Here is a 16,254-nt window from a genome sequence, read left to right as displayed (position 1 = left end):
GCCGCGATCGAGGAGGGCATCGTCGCCGGTGGCGGCTCGGCCCTCATCCACGCGGTGTCGGTGCTCAGCGACGACCTCGGCCTCACCGGCGACGAGGCGCTCGGCGTCCGGGTGGTCCGCAAGGCCGCCGACGAGCCGCTGCGCTGGATCGCCGAGAACGGCGGGGTCAACGGCTACGTCGTCACCAGCAAGGTCCGCGAGCTCGGCCCCGGCAACGGCTACAACGCCGCCACCGAGGAGTACGGCGACCTGGTCGCCCAGGGCGTGCTCGACCCGGTCAAGGTCACCCGCTCCGCGCTCGTCAACGCCACCTCGATCGCGGGCATGCTGCTCACGACCGAGACCCTGGTCGTCGACAAGCCCGAGGACGAGGAGCCCGAGGCGGCCGGTCACGGCCACGGGCACGGCCACGGCCACTGATCCACCCAGCATCCACGCCGAGTCGGCGCCAGTTTCTGAGAAACTGGCGCCGACTCGGCGCATGTCGGGAGGAAACTGGCGCCGACTCGGCGCATGTCGGGGGAAACTGGCGCCGACTCGGCGCATGTCGGGGGGAAACTGGCGCCGACTCGGCCGTCGGCGCCGACGATCCCCACGGCGCCCGCCCTCTGCGGGTGACGTGATGCGCGCGAAACACGCCCGATCCGGCGCCGCAACGTCGACGGTCCACGCTGGGGCCATGTTGTGGAGAGTGCGGACGACGTTGGCCGATCGACCCGGCGCGCTGGCCCGGATCGCGGCGGGCTGTGGCGAGGCCGGGGTGAACATCCTCGGCCTGCAGATCTTCCCCGGGATCGAGTCGGTGACCGACGAGCTGGTGCTGCGCACCCCGCCGGGGTGGGACGCCGGGCGCGTCATCGGCCTGCTCGCAGCGGCCGGTGGCCGGGCGACCGTCGCGATGCGGTGCACCGAGGCCGCGCTGAGCGACCAGCCGACCCGCTACGTGCAGGCCGCGCGCACGATCCTGGCGCAGCCCGCGTCCTTCCCGGAGGTGGTGGCGCGGCTCTTCGACGCCGAGCCCGACCCGGCACCCGGCGGCGGACCCGAGCAGGACGTGATGGAGATGGTGGTCGGCGACGTCCAGGTCCAGGTGCGCCGTACGGCCCCGTTCACCCCCACCGAGCACGCCCGGGGCGCGTCCCTGGCCGACCTGGTCTCCGACGTGCTCGCCCGGGCCAGGGGGAGCGCGATGGCGCCCCGGCTGGGCCGGCGCGTCGGAGGCGGTGCGACGCCGGCGTACCTCGCCGAGGGCGACACGGTCACCGCGATGATCGACGGCGTCGCGGTGGGGGTGGCCGTCATCGGCCCACCGGCGCAGGACCCCGGGGCCCGGCCGGTCACGCTGCGGGTGGACCCCGCCTGGCAGCGGCGCGGCATCGGCACCCGGCTGCTGGTCGACGCCGCGCGGTTGGCCAGCGCGCTGGAGGCCGACGAGATCGTGCTGACCACCCGCGCGGACAACCGGGCGGTGCTGCCGATGGTGATGGCCGCGGGGCTGCGGGGCCGGAGCCGGATGGCCGCCGAGCGGCTCGTCGTCCGGGTGCCGGTCCGCGACCTCAAACCGCTGCCTCGGTGAGCACGGCACGCCGGTAGGCTGTGCGAGTGGAGCTGCCTGAGAAGTTCGCCGCACTCGGTCTGACCTACGACGACGTCCTGCTGCTGCCGGGCCACTCCGACCTCGCGCCCGCGGACATCGACATGACCTCGCGCCTCACCCGTGAGATCTCGCTGCGGGTGCCGCTGGTCAGTGCCGCGATGGACACCGTGACCGAGTCGCGGATGGCGATCGCGATGGCCCGGCAGGGCGGTCTCGGGGTGCTGCACCGCAACCTGTCGATCGAGGACCAGGCCTACCAGGTCGACCTCGTCAAGCGCACCCAGACCGGCATCATCTCCAACCCGGTGACCATCGGCCCGGACGCGACCCTCGAGCAGCTCGACCAGCTGGCGGGGGAGTACCGCATCTCCGGGTTCCCCGTCGTCGACGGCGACAACCGGCTGCTCGGCATGATCACCAACCGGGACCTGCGCTTCACCCCGGTCGCGGAGTGGGCGACCACCAAGGTCGACGAGGTGATGACGCCGATGCCGCTGATCACCGGCCACTCCGACATCTCGCGTGAGGACGCGACCGTCCTGCTGCGCCAGCACAAGCGCGAGCGGCTGCCGCTGGTCGACGAGGCCGGCCACCTCACCGGCCTGATCACCGTCAAGGACTTCGTCAAGGGCGAGCAGTTCCCCAACGCGTCGTACGACGGCGCCGGGCGGCTGATGGTCGGCGCCGCGATCGGTTACTTCGGCGACGCCTGGCAGCGCGCGACGACGCTGGTCGAGGCCGGGGTCGACGTGCTGATGGCCGACACCGCCCACGGCAACGTGCGACTGCTGCTCGACATGGTGCGCCGGCTCAAGACCGACCCGGCGACCCGCGACGTCCAGGTGGTCGGCGGCAACGTCGCCACCAAGGAGGGCGCGCAGGCGTTCATCGACGCCGGCGCCGACGCGGTCAAGGTCGGGGTCGGCCCCGGCTCGATCTGCACCACCCGCGTCGTCACGGGCGTCGGCGTGCCGCAGGTGACCGCGGTCTACGAGGCGTCGCTGGCCTGCAAGGAGGCCGGCGTACCCGTGATCGCCGACGGCGGGCTCAAGCACTCCGGCGAGATCGCCAAGGCCCTGGTCGCCGGCGCCGACACGGTGATGATCGGGTCGCTGCTCGCGGGCTGCGAGGAGTCGCCGGGCGAGCTGGTGTTCGTCAACGGCAAGCAGTTCAAGTCCTACCGCGGCATGGGCTCGCTCGGCGCGATGTCGAGCCGGGGCAAGAAGTCCTACTCCAAGGACCGCTACTTCCAGGCCGAGGTCGACAGCGACGACAAGATCGTCCCCGAGGGCATCGAGGGCCAGGTCGCCTACCGCGGTCCGCTCGCGGCCGTCGCCCACCAGCTCATCGGCGGGCTCAACCAGTCGATGTTCTACGTCGGCGCGGCGACGATCCCCGAGCTGCAGGAGAAGGGCCGGTTCGTCCGGATCACCCAGGCCTCGCTCCAGGAGAGCCACCCGCACGGCGTGCAGATGACCGTCGAGGCGCCGAACTACTCCGGACGGTAGACCAACAGCATCCCCTCGCCTCCGGTGATGGCGACGTCGTAGCGGTCGCCGGCGAGCAGCAGACCGCCGTCGCTCTGGCTCACGGTGCGGGCACTCTCGACCTGCGTGGACTCCCCGTGGGTGAGCCGACCGGACCAGGTCACCCCGAGCCTCCTCCCGCTGCCGACGAACCCGAGCAGCACATCGCCGTCCTTGGTGTCGATCGTGGCCGGAGCGGCCAGCACGCGGTCGAAGACCCAGTCCCGCCCGGCGTACTCGACCTGACTCTCCACGCGGGTGCCGAGCACGCGGGGGCCCGGCGCGGGCGGGTCGTAGACGCCGAGCCCGAACACCGTCTCCTCGGTGGCGGTCACCTGGGGTCCGTGGTCGCCGTGGGTCAGGTAGGCCACGACCTCGTGCTCCCCGGCCGGGACCCGGGTCGTTCCGGAGCTCCCGGTGCCGGCGTCGGGGCCGGAGTCGCCACAACCGCTCGCCATGCTGTCCTTCCCGTCGATCGAGACGTTCAGCAGCAGGTCGTCGGCCTCGGACGAGCAGTAGAAGACGAACCGCAGACGCCCGCCTCGGCTGGAGAACTGCAGTTCGACCGACGTCTCGCCGGGAGACGAGAACCCGCTGGCGACGAGCGTGGCGCCGGCCACCTCGCCGCGGAACACCGCGTGCTGGTCGCCCATGCCGGCCGGGATGTCGTCCGTCGCCTCGTAGACCGCGACGCCGGCCCGGGCGCTCGGGCCGGCCCCGTCGAAGCGCACCTCGAGATCGACGCCCGCCTCGCCCAGGTCGATCGGCGCGGACACCTGCTCGTCGCCCCGCACACGGCCGACCGGCTCGCCCTGGGAGTAGAGCGTCGCCATGCCGTCGCCCAGGCCTCTCGCGGCCAGGATCACGGCCTGGGGGTGCTCGGCAGGGTCGACGTGGGTCTCCTCGGCGGTGAGGTCGGCGAGGCTCTCGAGCTCGTACGTGCGGCCCTGCGCGGTGACCCGATCCGGCACGGTGACGCCGGCGACGACCCGGTCGGCCGGGTCGATGCCGTCCGAGCCGCGCAGCACCGTGCCGGCGCCGGCCAGGCCGGCCACCAGCACGAGGGCGGCGACGACGGCACCGACGGTCGCGCGGCGGCGGCGGACGACGCGAATCCTGGCGCGGACGGCGACCGGCCGGACGTAGCGCTCGACGTCGTCAAGCTCGTCGGCGTGCCGGTGCAGGGTGCTGCGCAGGTCGTCGAGCGTGTTCATGAGGGCTCCTCCGAGTCGTTGGTCGCGAGGGCGGGGTCGATACGCAGGTTGGCCAGCGCCTTGCTGGTCTGGCTCTTGACGGTGCCGGGGGAGACGCCGAGCAGCCGAGCGGTCTCGGCCTCGCTGAGGTCCTCGACGTAGCGCAGCACGATCACCGCGCGTTGGCGGCGGGGCAGCCGGCCCATCGCGGCCCAGAGGTCCTGGCGCTGGTCGACCTCCTCGGGACCGCCCCTGGCCGGGACGGCCGGCTCCGGCGGCTCGGCGTACGCGTGCTCCCCGTTCCACTTGCGGCGCCACCAGGACGCGAACGTGTTCACGAGCACCTTGCGCACATAGGGCTCGGGGTCGCCCTCGATCCGTGACCAGGCGAACCACGCCTTGGCCAACGCGGTCTGCAGCAGGTCCTCGGCGAGCGCGTGGTCGCGGGTGAGGAGGTACGCCGTGCGCAGCAGCCGACTCGAGCGCGCGGCGACGAACTCGTCGAAGTCCGCGTGTGCGCTCATCGAGCCTCCCGAGGTGGCGGTCCGTTCATCGGCCAGGGCATCCATACCAGGTCCGACCGCCTGGGGCGGGCGCCTGGTTGCCCCGGATCTCGATAGAGTTCGTCGGTGACCGACATCGAGATCGGCCGGGCCAAGCGGGCCCGGCGCGCCTACTCCTTCGACGACATCGCGATCGTGCCCTCCCGGCGGACCCGCGACCCGCAGGAGGTGAGCACCGCCTGGCAGATCGACGCCTACCGCTTCGACATCCCGGTGCTGGCGGCGCCGATGGACTCGGTGATGTCGCCTGCCACCGCGATCGCCCTGGGTCGCTTCGGCGGCCTCGGCGTGCTCAACCTCGAGGGGCTGTGGACCCGCTACGAGGACCCGGACCCGCTGCTGGAGGAGGTCGCCGCGCTCAGCGGCACCGAGGGCGTCCGCCGGCTCCAGCAGATGTACACCGAGCCGATCAAGGCCGAGCTGGTCACCGAGCGGCTGCGCGAGATCCGCGACGCGGGGGTCACGGTCGCGGGCGCGCTCTCCCCGGCCCGCACCAAGGAGTTCGCCAAGGCGGTCGTCGACGCCGGCGTCGACGTGTTCGTGATCCGCGGCACCACGGTCTCCGCCGAGCACGTGTCCTCGCAGGCCGAGCCGCTGAACCTCAAGGAGTTCATCTACGAGCTCGACGTCCCGGTCATCGTGGGCGGCTGCGCGACCCACCAGGCGGCGCTGCACCTGATGCGCACCGGTGCCGCCGGCGTGCTCGTCGGGTTCGGCGGGGGCGCGGCCCACACGACGCGGACGGTGCTCGGCGTCGCCGTACCGATGGCCTCCGCGGTCGCCGACGTGGCCGCGGCGCGGCGCGACTACCTCGACGAGTCCGGCGGCCGCTACGTCCACGTGATCGCCGACGGCTCGATCGGCATGTCCGGCGACATCGCCAAGGCGATCGCCTGTGGGGCGGACGCCGTGATGGTCGGCTCGCCGTTCGCCCGCGCCACCGACGCACCGGGCCGCGGCTTCCACTGGGGCACCGAGGCCCACCACCACGACCTGCCCCGAGGTCAGCGGGTGCAGTTCGAGACCGTCGGCACGATCGAGGAGATCCTGTTCGGCCCCTCGCGGGTCGCCGACGGCACGATGAACCTCATGGGTGCCCTGCGCCGCTCGATGGCGACCACCGGCTACACCGAGCTCAAGGAGTTCCAGCGCGTCGAGATCGTCGTCGAATGACGCCCCAGGTGCGCGAGGCGTGATCGTCGCGGCGGGCCAGGCGGCCTCGGTCAGCGGCGACCTCGCGGCGAACGTGCGCACCGCCGCGCGGCTGACCCGCCTCGCGGGCACCCAGGGGGTGCGCGTGCTCGTGCTGCCCGAGGCGTTCCTGACCGGGTACGACGTCGCGGCGTTCGACGGGCCGCTGCCCGACGCGGGCGACCTGGACGGGGCGTGGCTGGATCCGATCCGCGAGGAGGCGGCGGCCGGCGTGACGGTCGTGGTCGGCACGGCGCTGCGCCGCGGGCCCGAGCGTCGGCTCTCCCAGATCGTCGTGCGACCGGACGGTGGCGCGACCGCGCCGTACGACAAGCAGCACCTGGACGGCCTCGAGCGCACGTTCTTCACCGTGGGCGACCACGGCACCTCGATCGTCGTCGACGGCCTCGAGCTCGGCCTGTCGATCTGCTACGACGGCTGCTTCCCCGAGCACGCGCAGGCCGCGGCCCGCGACGGCGCGGTGGGCTACCTCAGCTCGGCGGCGTACTTCCCCGGGGGCGGGCACCGCCGCGACCTCTACTACCCGACCCGTGCTCTCGAGAACGGCATGTACGTCGTCTTCTCCGGCCTCACCGGCCGGTGCGGGTCGTTCGAGTTCATCGGCGGCTCGGCCGTCTACGACCCCGAGGGCCACCCGGTCGCCCGGCTCGGCGCGGAGGAGGGCCTGGCGGTCGCCGAGCTCGATCCGGGGCTGGTCGCACAGACCCGGGCGACGCACACGATGATCGCCGACCACCGGCTCGACCTCGGACCGCGGGTGCGTGTGTAATCCGCTCGACACCGGAGCGCGCGACGCTCTAGTTTTATCTTGATGTCAAGATATATCGATCGGGTCGCCCGACTGGCCGGTCCCACACCTCTGGTCCGCCGGCTCTCGGCACAGTCCGTGCTCTCGGCGGTGGGCGACGGCGTCTTCCTCACCGGCAGCGCCGTGTTCTTCACCCAGATCGTCGGGCTCTCGGCCGCCCAGGTCGGCCTCGGGCTCACGATCTCGGGCGTCGCGACGTTCGCGCTCGCGGTCCCGCTCGGCACCCTCTCCGACCGGTGGGGCGCCCGGCGCGTGTGGGCGGTCAGCTCGCTCGTCGAGGCCCTGGCCTACCTCGCCTGGCTCGCGACGAGCGGGATGACGTCGTACGTCGCCGTCACCATCGGCCTGGCCCTCCTGCAGACCTCGAGCCGCGCGGCGCGCAACGCCTACCGGATCGACGTCTTCCCGCGCCAGGAGCGGGTGCGCTCCCAGGCGTACTTCCGGGCGGCCCGCAACATCGGCTACACGCTCGGCGCGCTGCTGGCGGGCATCGCGCTGTCGACCGGGGACGACCAGGTGATCCGCGCGGTCCCGGTCCTCACCGCAGGGCTGCTGCTGCTCAACGCGCTGCTGATCTCGCGGCTGCCGGCGGTCGCCCACCACCACGTCGACCAGCCGCTGGTGCAGGCCGTCGAGGCCGGCGGCACCACGAGCGCGCTGCGCAACCGCGGCTACGTCGCCGCGTGCGTCCTCGACGGCATCCTCAGCACCCACCAGGTCCTGCTCAACGTCGTGATCCCGCTGTGGCTGGTCGAGGAGACCGACGCGCCCCGGGTCCTGCTCGCCTGGCTGTTCGGCACCAACACGGTGATGGCTGTGCTGCTGCAGGTGGCCGCCGCGCGCGGCATCGCGACCGTCGCCGACTCGCTGCGCGCCGAGCGCCGTGGCGCGGCGTTCTTCGTGCTGTCCTGCGCGATCGTGCTCGTCACCCACGACACCACGGGCTGGCTCACGATCGTCCTGGTCTGGGTCGGCCACGTCACCGTCACCGGGGCCGAGCTGCTGCAGTCCGCGGGCCAGTGGGGCCTGCAATCCGAGCTCTCCGACGCCTCGCGGCGCGGGGAGTACCAAGGGGTCGCGCAGCTCGGCTACACGCTCGGCACGGTGTGGGCCCCCGCGGTCTACACCTACCTCGCCGTGACGTGGGGCGCCGTCGGCTGGACGCTGATCGCCGGCGTCGTCGTGCTCGCGGCGCTCGGCCTGCACCCCGCCGCCCGCGCGGCGGAGCGTCACCTGGAGCGCACCGGCGCCGTCGTCTGACGCGGCACGTGGTTCGATGCCGTCGTGACCAGTGGGAGCGACCTGTCCGTGGCGCTGGAGGCCGTTCGGGCCGGCGCGGCCGCGCTCACCGCGACGTACGGCGCGGTGCTCGAGCGGACCTACAAGAGCGAGACCGACTTCGCGACGGCGGCCGACATCGCCGCCGAGCGCGCGATCCTCGACGTGATTCGCCGGGCCCGCCCGGACGACGGGTTCCTCGGTGAGGAGCTCGGGGACGCCGGGGCGGCGACCCGTGACCGGGTCTGGCTGGTCGACCCGCTGTGCGGGACGCTGAACTACGCCGCGACGACCCCGTTGTTCTGCGTCAACGTCGCGCTCCGCGGGCCGGACGGCACCGCGGTCGCGGCGGTCGGCGACCCGTCGGCGGGCGAGATCTACTGGGCCGACGGCGGCCGCTTCGGCGTCGAGGGGCGGAGCGCGCCGGCCGGCCCGAACCGCCTCGTGGACGTCGACGTCGACTGGGCACCGAACGGCCTGCCGATCGGGACCCGGCTGATCGCCGACGCCGGCTTCCGCTCCCGCTTCGGGGCCCGGGTCTCCTCGACGAGCCTCGCACTGGCCTGGGTGGCGACCGGCCGGCGGGCGGCGTACCTCGTCGACGGTCGCCACGAGGGCAGCGTCCACTTCGCGGCCGGGCTCGCGCTGTGCGAGGCGGCCGGCTGCGTGGTCAGCGACTTCCGCGGCCGGCCGGTCCACACCGGCGAGGGCATCCTGGCCGCCGCCGACGCCGAGACGCATGCGGTGCTGCTCGAGATCGTGGCCGCCCTGACCTGACCTCCGCGGTCGCCCGGCGTTTGCCGCGGACCCCAAGGGGGCAGACCGAGGACGTCGGCGATCCGACGTTGATCTCGGGGGAGACAGACATGCTGATCGATCCGCGGCGCTGGGACCGGCGCCGCCTGCTCGCCACCATCGTCGTCGCGGTCGTCGTCGCCGCCGTCGCGGGATGGGGCGCCAGCCGCCTCTGGCACGGGACGAAGTCCGACGCCTTGTACGCGATCGGTTCGACGCATGAGCTTTGCGCACCCGTGGGCCGCGCAAGGGGCGTGACCGAAGGCTTCGATGGGTTCGCGAACCGTGGTCCGGCACCGGTCACGATCGACCGGGTGGAGTGGCCCACCACCGGCGACCTCGAGGTCCGATCCATCCGGGTCTTCCAACGCCAGCCCGGCGACCGGTTCGCCGCCCTGGGCCTCTGGAGGGGGCTGCCGCCGGACAACCTGGACCCCAACTTTCGGCGTGCATGGGTGCGTGGCGAGCCCGCGGAGGGCGCCACCCTCCCCGTCGCCGGCCCCGGGGAGGACTACCTGTTGTTCACCGTGGGCGTGCGCGGCACCCAGGGCACCGGTGGACCGCTGACGCTGCACTACACCGACGCCGACGGGCACACCGGGACGGTGAGCTCGCTCGTCGAGCTCAGGATCGCCCCGAAGAGCTGCTCAGGACCGCCGCGACGCTAGCGGTCGAGCTCGGGGACCGGGCCCACGGATCGAGGCTGTCTCAGTCCTCGGTGAGTCCGGCGTTGCGGCCGACCGCGTCGACCGCCCCACGGATCGAGGCGAGGTGGGCGCCGGTGGCGCGCTGGATCCGGATCGGGCGACCCGGGACGTAGTGGTTCCACTGGGTCGGCAGATAGGAGAGCCCGTCGACCCGCCAGTGGCCGTCGGCCTGCTCGGCGACCCGGACCTGCACGGTGATGCCCTCGTAGGCCTCCGGTCGTTCGAGCTCGCTCTGGGCGACCATGTTGCCCATCCCGTAGGCGACCCACGTGCCGTTGACGCGGGTGATGGGCTGCACGACGTGGGCGTGCTCGCCGAGCACCAGGTCGATGTCCGGCGAGGTGGTGAGCTCCTCGGCGAGCTCGACCTGGGTGGCGTCGGGCAGGCGGCTGTACTCCGTGCCCCAGTGCACGTGGGCGATCACGAGGTCCGCGCCGGCCGCCCGGGCCCGACGGGCCTGGGCGATGAGGTCGTCGGCGTCGCCGAGCTGGGAGACGGCCCACTCCTGGCCGGCCTGCAGCACGTAGCCGTTCAGTCCGTACGTCGCCGCCACGATCCCGACCCGCAGCCCGGCGTCGGTCGTGAGGATCACCGGCTCGCGGCGTTCCGCCGCCGTGCGGAACGTCCCGACGTGGGCGACGCCGGCGTCCTCGAGCAGGTCGGCGGTCTCGACGATCCCGTCGACGCCGGCGTCCATGCTGTGGTTGGACGCCGTGGTGCACGCATCCCAGCCCATGCGGCCGATCCAGCCGGCGATCTCGTGGGGGGCCGCGAACACCGGATAGCTGCGCAGCGGCTCGCCGGCCGCGGCGAACGGCACCTCCTCGTGGCACAGCGCCAGGTCCGCGGACTCGACGTACGGCCGGAGCCACGCGAACATCGGGTCGAAGTCGAACCGGCCGCCGGCGCCGGTGCGGGCATGGTCCTCGGCGGCGCTGTGCCACACGGTGTTGTGCCAGAGGAGGTCCCCGCCCATGAGGATCGTCGCGGTGCGGGGCGGGTCCGGCGCCGCGGGCGCCGTCGCCTCGCCGGCGTCCAGCTCGGTCGGCACCGGCGTCCCGACCGCGGCCGGCGTCTCCTCGCCGAGCCGGCTCGGCCAGGCGAGGCTCAGGGCTGCGGTCACGAGCATCGCCGCGGCGACCAGCGCGACCGTGGCCACGACCACGCGGAACGAACGGCCGGCCATGTCTCCATTGAACTCGGTCTCGATGACTCGAGAGGGCACAACACGGATACGGGAGTTTGCGAGACTGCCCACATGAGCCCGTCGAGCGCCCTCAGTCCGCAGGCCCGCGACCTGGCCCTGACCGCGATGGGGGCCGGCGGTGACCCGTTCGAGCTCGACGTCCTGGTGGTCGGCGGCGGCGTGACCGGGGCCGGCACGGCGCTGGACGCCGTCACCCGGGGCCTGAACACCGGCCTGCTCGAGCAGCGCGACTTGGCCAGCGGCACCAGCAGCCGTAGCAGCAAGCTGGTCCACGGCGGCCTGCGCTACCTGGAGATGCTCGACTTCGGCCTGGTCCGGGAGGCCCTGAAGGAGCGTGGACTCCTGCTGACGCGGCTCGCGCCGCACCTGGTCCGGCCGGTGCCGTTCCTGTACCCGCTGACGCACCGCGGCTGGGAGCGGCCGTACGTCGGCTCCGGGCTGATCCTCTACGACGGGATGGCGATGCTCGGGGCGCTGCGCAGCCAGGGCGGCGACATGGGCGTCCCCCGGCACCGGCACCTGATGCGCCGGCAGGTCGCCCGGATCGCCCCCGACTTCAAGGCCGACACGATCGCGGGCGCGATCCAGTACTGGGACTGCCAGGTCGACGACGCCCGCCTCGTGGTCGGCCTGGCGCGCACCGCCGCCGCCCACGGCGCGCACGTGGCGACACGCGTCAAGGTGACCGGATTCCTGCGCGAGGGGGAGCGGGTGGTCGGCGTACGCGCCCTCGACCTGGAGGCCCAGCGCGAGATCGAGGTCCGGGCTCGGGTCGTGGTCAACGCCGCCGGGGTGTGGACCGACGAGATCCAGGAGATGGTCGGGGGCCGAGGCGCGCTCAACGTCCAGGCCAGCAAGGGCATCCACCTGGTCGTGCCTCGCGACCGGATCCGCTCGGAGGCGGGGTTCATCGTGCGCACCGCGACCTCGGTGCTGTTCGTCATCCCGTGGGGACGACACTGGATCATCGGCACCACCGACACTCCGTGGGACCTGGACAAGGCACACCCCGCCGCGTCGCGGGCCGACATCGACTACATCCTCGAGCACGTCAACGCGATCCTGCGCGAGCCCCTCGACCACGACGACGTCGAGGGCGTGTACGCCGGGCTCCGGCCGCTGCTGTCGGGGGAGTCCGAGCCGACCTCGCGGATCTCACGCGAGCACACCGTGGTCACGCCGGTGCCGGGCCTGGTGATGATCGCCGGCGGCAAGCTCACGACGTACCGCGTGATGGGCAAGGACGCGGTCGACGCCGCCGCCCACTCGCTCAAGACCACGACGAACCTCACCGTCCGCGACTCGATCACCGACCGGGTGCCGCTGGTCGGCGCCGCGGACTGGGAGACCCGCGCCAACCAGCGCGTGCTGCTCGCCCGGCGCACCGGCCTCCACGTCGCGCGGATCGACCACCTGCTCGGCCGCTACGGCGGCCTGGTCGACGACCTGCTGGAGCTGGTCGGCTCCGACCCGGCTCTCGGACTGCCTCTGGAGGGCGCCGAGGACTACCTCGCGGCCGAGGTCGTCTACGCCGTCACCCACGAGGGCGCCCGCCACCTCGACGACGTGCTGACCCGGCGCACCCGCATCTCGATCGAGACGTTCGACCGCGGGGTCCGGTGCGCTCCGCAGGTGGCCCGCCTGATGGGGTCGCACCTGGGCTGGGACGAGGCCCGCATCGCCGACGAGGTCGACCACTACCTGCGCCGCGTCGAGGCCGAACGTCAGAGCCAGCTGCAGCTCACCGACCAGGAGGCCGACGAGGCCCGGGTGGCGGCCCCCGACATCGTGTGAGGGCGGTCGGCTCGCTTGCGGGTTTCACCGGCTGACCGGTGAAACCCGCACGACACGCCGGGCGACCACGGCGTGTCGTGCGGGTTCTGGCTGACAGGTCGACGCTCAGGCCGCCCAGACCTGACCGTTGAGGGTCGCGAGGATGCGGGCGGCGGTCCGCTCGGGGTAGAAGAGGTCGGCCCACGTGAGCCGGATGCACCGCCACCCGGTGAGCCCGCAGATCATGGCCTCGCGGTTCTTCTCGCGGATGACAGCGTCGGCGACCGTCTCTCCCGGCCGCCGGTACCGCAGGTACTTCTCCTTCCCGTCGAACTCGAGGAACACCCCGAGCTCTGGCCAGGCGAAGTCGACCCGAGCGACGACCCGGCCTTCACGGTTGCGGACCTTGTGCTGGGGCTCAGGGGCGGGCAGATGCTGGCTCCAGCACAGCCAGACCACCCTGCTCTCGCCCGCCGACTCGCACCGCGCATCCGCCAGGGCCAACACGATGGGCGCGTTCAGGCTGCCGGGCACCTGTGCCATGCCGGCGATGCGGTGCTCGATGAGGGGGAGAGTTGTCTCCTCCGCGTGTAGCAGTCCGTTGACGACCACCAATGCGTGCTCTGTGTCGGTTGACGTGATCATGTCGATCGCCGTACGGGTGCCGCTCGTCAGGGGAACCCCGTCGCGGACGGTGAGGTCCTGGGCGAGGATCACGCCGCGGTGTTGCGCCTTGCCGGTCTCGCGCCGCCCGGCGCGTTGGTCGAGGCGAGCGAGGTGTGTCTCGTCGCCCGGCTCCCAGACGGGCACGCCGAACACGTCGGCGGCGCTCGGACCCGCTAGGACGGATGGGGCTCGGGCGCATCGCAGCGTGGCGCGGGCGAGCAGGAGGCGGCGCCCGACGTCATCGAGTTCGTTCCAGAAGGATCCGAACGTGTACGCGCCGTGCCGGAGGCGATGGAGCTCGCCTGACCGGCACATGCGCGTGATTGCCCTGTCGTCGTAGCCCGCGGACAGGAGTTCGTAGGTCATGAACAGGCTGTGGTGTCGAAGGTCGACTGAGTTGAAGAGCGTCATGGAGCGGTGATCCCCGCCACGCTCGGGCGTGACCCAGAGCCCTCGCGGACTGTGGACAGACCTGACGCGCGCGCAGCCCGTGGATGGCATCTGGGCCGCGTGAAGCGGTCTCGCCTGAACCTGTCAGCCGAAACCCGCACGACACGCCGGGGACCCTCGGCGTGTCGTGCGGGTTTCACCGGCTGACCGGTGAAACCCGCGACCGTTGACAACTAGAACACGTTCCACCGATGCTGAGACCCATGTCACAGCGAACCTTTGGGAGGGGAACGTGACGCAGGCACCGCCGCCGGCCGACCTGAAGATGCAGCGGTCCAGCAGGGACGCAAGCGACCTGCCGACCAGACTCGCGCAGTGGCTGGCGGCGGTGCTGCCCGCGGGGGCGGATCCGGTCGTCACGCTGCACAGCGGCGTCGACGCCAACGGGATGTCCTCGGAGACCCTGATCCTCGACGTCGCCTGGACCGAGGGCGGCGAGCGCCGGCTGGGGGAGTACGTCGCACGCGTCGCGCCGTCGCCCGACGATCTCCCGGTGTTCCCGACCTACGCCCTCCAGGAGCAGTACGACGCCATCCGCATCGTCGGGGAGACCACCGACGTGCCGGTGCCGCAGGTGCGCTGGATGGAGTCGACCGGAGACGTGCTGGGCACGCCCTTCTTCCTGATGGACCGCATCGACGGGCTGGTGCCGCAGGACGTGCTGCCCTACAACTTCGGCGACAACTGGCTCCACGACGCTCCGCACGAGCACCAGCGCCGGCTCCAGGACGCCACCGTCGACGTGATCGCCCGCCTGCACGCGATCCCCGACGCCGCCACGACGTTCGGGTTCCTCGACCCGCCGCACCCCGGCGAGACCGCCCTCGCCCGCAACCTCGCCCGCACCCGCGCGTGGTACGACTTCGCGGTCGCCGACATCGGCCGCTCCCCGCTGGTCGAGCGCGGCCTGGCCTGGCTCGAGGCCAACCTGCCCGACACCGACGAGGCGGTGCTGTGCTGGGGCGACTCGCGCATCGGCAACGTGATGTACCGCGACTTCGAGCCGGTCGGCGTCCTCGACTGGGAGATGGCCGCCCTCGGCCCCCGCGAGCTCGACTTGTCCTGGATCGTCTTCGCGCACCAGGTCTTCGAGACGATCACCGGGATGCTCGAGCTGCCGGGCATGCCGCACTTCCTGCGCGAGGAGGACGTCAAGGCGACGTACGCCGAGCGCGCCGGTGTCGAGGTCGGCGACCTGCACTGGTACCACGTCTACAACGCGGTGCAGTGGTGCATCGTGTTCATGCGCACCGGCGCGCGACAGATCCACTTCGGCGAGATCGACCGGCCCGACGACCTCGAGACGCTGTTCCACCACAAGCCCCTGATGGAGCGCCTCCTCGACGAGGCGGGGGCCTGAGACGTGACCGGCATCGGACCCCTCGACGAGTTCCCGCTCCACCAGGCGCCGCTGCCGCTGGCCTGGGCGAACAGCAGCGACCGCAACTTCTACGACCGGTGGTACTTCAACGCCCACGACCGCACCGGCGACGTCATGGTGATCACGGGGCTGGGCTACTACCCCAACCTCGGCACCAAGGACGCGTTCGTCCTCGTCGCCCGCAACGGTGAGCAGACGGCCGTCCACCTCTCCGACCTCATCGACCAGGACCGCCTCAACCCGCACGTCGGCCGCTACCGCGTCGAGGTGCCCGAGCCGCTGCAGACCGTCCGGGTCGTCCTCGAGGAGACCGAGGGCCTGGCCCTCGACCTCACCTGGGAGGGCACCTGCCCCGTCGTCCAGGAGCAGCCGCACGTGCTGCGCTCGGGCAGCCGGGTCACGCTCGACGCGCAGCGCTTCGCCCAGCTCGGCACGTGGAGCGGCACGATCTCGATCGACGGCGAGGAGATCGCCGTCGACCCCGCGACCTGGATCGGCAGCCGCGACCGCTCCTGGGGCATCCGCCCCGTCGGCGAGGCCGAGCCGCCGGGCGCGCCCTCCGACCCGCCGTTCGAGGGCATGTGGTGGCTCTACGTGCCGCTGCAGTTCGAGGACTTCGCGGTCGTGCTGATCATCCAGGAGGACCCCAACGGGTTCCGCACGCTCAACGACTGCACGCGGGTCTGGCGCGATGGCCGGGTCGAGCAGCTCGGCTGGCCCCTGGTCGACGTCCACTACGCCTCCGGCACGCGTACGCCGACCGGCGCGACGATCCGCTGCACCACGCCCGAGGGCAAGCCCCTGGTGCTCGAGGTCGAGTCGCGTCTCGCCGTACCCCTCCACGTCGGCGGCGGCTACGGCGGCGACCCCGACTGGATCCACGGCTCGTGGAAGGGCCCGGACTTCGCCGAGCGGGTCACCTACGCCATGGACGACCCGGCCGTGCAGGGCCGGTTCATGTTCGGCTGCGTCGACCACGTCGGCAGGGCCACCGCGGACGGCGCCGAGGGCTTCGGCCTCTTCGAGCACTTCTGCATCGGCCGCCACGACCCGTCCGGCTTCGCCGACTTCTTCACCCTCGCCCCCTAAGCCCAGAGC

At 72.5% G+C, this 16,254-nt stretch carries 15 protein-coding genes; 11 read left to right on the top strand and 4 right to left on the bottom strand.

The window, feature by feature from the left end:
* The 3 genes from VGD85_RS23050 to guaB form a co-directional block, all read left to right on the top strand.
* On the top strand, window positions 1-420 hold a 420-nt coding region (locus VGD85_RS23050), incomplete at its 5' end, for a TCP-1/cpn60 chaperonin family protein (RefSeq protein ID WP_331065772.1).
* Between the two features lie 259 nt (window positions 421-679).
* A complete protein-coding gene (locus VGD85_RS23045) occupies window positions 680-1,576 on the top strand; it encodes a GNAT family N-acetyltransferase (RefSeq protein WP_331065771.1) in 897 nt (298 codons plus the stop codon).
* 26 nt (window positions 1,577-1,602) lie between these two features.
* The gene (gene guaB / locus VGD85_RS23040) at window positions 1,603-3,105 is read left to right on the top strand and encodes an IMP dehydrogenase (RefSeq protein ID WP_331065770.1); all 1,503 of its coding nucleotides are present in this window, start codon (window positions 1,603-1,605) and stop codon (window positions 3,103-3,105) included.
* Here guaB and VGD85_RS23035 read toward each other — a convergent pair.
* Both VGD85_RS23035 and VGD85_RS23030 read right to left on the bottom strand, forming a co-directional pair.
* A complete protein-coding gene (locus VGD85_RS23035) occupies window positions 3,090-4,337 on the bottom strand; it encodes a hypothetical protein (RefSeq protein WP_331065769.1) in 1,248 nt (415 codons plus the stop codon). The two genes, guaB and VGD85_RS23035, sit on opposite strands and share 16 nt — an antisense overlap.
* Window positions 4,334-4,840, bottom strand: a complete 507-nt coding sequence (locus VGD85_RS23030) for a SigE family RNA polymerase sigma factor (protein WP_331065768.1) — start codon at window positions 4,838-4,840, stop codon at window positions 4,334-4,336. Before VGD85_RS23030 ends, VGD85_RS23035 begins: the two co-directional genes overlap by 4 nt.
* A 105-nt stretch (window positions 4,841-4,945) precedes the next feature.
* On the opposite strand from VGD85_RS23030, the gene VGD85_RS23025 reads away from it, so the two are divergent.
* The 5 genes from VGD85_RS23025 to VGD85_RS23005 all read left to right on the top strand — a co-directional run bounded on the left by VGD85_RS23025 (window position 4,946) and on the right by VGD85_RS23005 (window position 9,640).
* Window positions 4,946-6,052, top strand: a complete 1,107-nt coding sequence (locus VGD85_RS23025) for a GuaB3 family IMP dehydrogenase-related protein (protein ID WP_331065767.1) — start codon at window positions 4,946-4,948, stop codon at window positions 6,050-6,052.
* A 19-nt stretch (window positions 6,053-6,071) separates the two neighbouring features.
* Window positions 6,072-6,860 (top strand): carbon-nitrogen hydrolase family protein, encoded by a 789-nt coding sequence (locus tag VGD85_RS23020; protein ID WP_331065766.1) that lies wholly within the window; start codon window positions 6,072-6,074, stop codon window positions 6,858-6,860.
* Between the two features lie 42 nt (window positions 6,861-6,902).
* Window positions 6,903-8,159, top strand: coding sequence for an MFS transporter (locus VGD85_RS23015; protein WP_331065765.1), 1,257 nt, complete (start codon window positions 6,903-6,905; stop codon window positions 8,157-8,159).
* Window positions 8,160-8,183: 24 nt separating this feature from the next.
* Entirely contained in the window at window positions 8,184-8,954 is a 771-nt protein-coding gene (locus VGD85_RS23010) for an inositol monophosphatase family protein (RefSeq protein WP_331065764.1), read from the top strand.
* 89 nt (window positions 8,955-9,043) lie between these two features.
* Complete coding sequence (locus VGD85_RS23005; RefSeq protein ID WP_331065763.1) at window positions 9,044-9,640, top strand: hypothetical protein; 597 nt, start codon at window positions 9,044-9,046, stop codon at window positions 9,638-9,640.
* A gap of 40 nt (window positions 9,641-9,680) precedes the next feature.
* Here the strand turns inward: VGD85_RS23005 and VGD85_RS23000 are convergent, their stop codons facing one another.
* Window positions 9,681-10,865 (bottom strand): CapA family protein, encoded by a 1,185-nt coding sequence (locus tag VGD85_RS23000; RefSeq protein WP_331065762.1) that lies wholly within the window; start codon window positions 10,863-10,865, stop codon window positions 9,681-9,683.
* Window positions 10,866-10,937: 72 nt separating this feature from the next.
* Between VGD85_RS23000 and VGD85_RS22995 the strand changes: the two genes are divergently transcribed.
* On the top strand, window positions 10,938-12,680 hold the full coding sequence (locus VGD85_RS22995; RefSeq protein WP_331065761.1) for a glycerol-3-phosphate dehydrogenase/oxidase: 1,743 nt from the start codon (window positions 10,938-10,940) through the stop codon (window positions 12,678-12,680).
* A gap of 105 nt (window positions 12,681-12,785) precedes the next feature.
* Here the strand turns inward: VGD85_RS22995 and VGD85_RS22990 are convergent, their stop codons facing one another.
* The gene (locus tag VGD85_RS22990) at window positions 12,786-13,736 is read right to left on the bottom strand and encodes a type IV toxin-antitoxin system AbiEi family antitoxin domain-containing protein (protein ID WP_331065760.1); all 951 of its coding nucleotides are present in this window, start codon (window positions 13,734-13,736) and stop codon (window positions 12,786-12,788) included.
* Between the two features lie 271 nt (window positions 13,737-14,007).
* Here VGD85_RS22990 and VGD85_RS22985 point away from each other — a divergent pair, with 271 nt between their 5' ends.
* Window positions 14,008-15,135 (top strand): phosphotransferase family protein, encoded by a 1,128-nt coding sequence (locus tag VGD85_RS22985; RefSeq protein WP_331065759.1) that lies wholly within the window; start codon window positions 14,008-14,010, stop codon window positions 15,133-15,135.
* A gap of 3 nt (window positions 15,136-15,138) precedes the next feature.
* On the top strand, window positions 15,139-16,245 hold the full coding sequence (locus VGD85_RS22980; RefSeq protein WP_331065758.1) for a hypothetical protein: 1,107 nt from the start codon (window positions 15,139-15,141) through the stop codon (window positions 16,243-16,245).
* Window positions 16,246-16,254 lie beyond the last annotated feature (9 nt).

Origin of the sequence: Nocardioides sp., assembly GCF_036401255.1 — a bacterium.
In the GTDB taxonomy this organism is placed as follows: domain Bacteria; phylum Actinomycetota; class Actinomycetes; order Propionibacteriales; family Nocardioidaceae; genus Nocardioides.
This window is presented reverse-complemented; position numbering and strand designations above follow the sequence as displayed.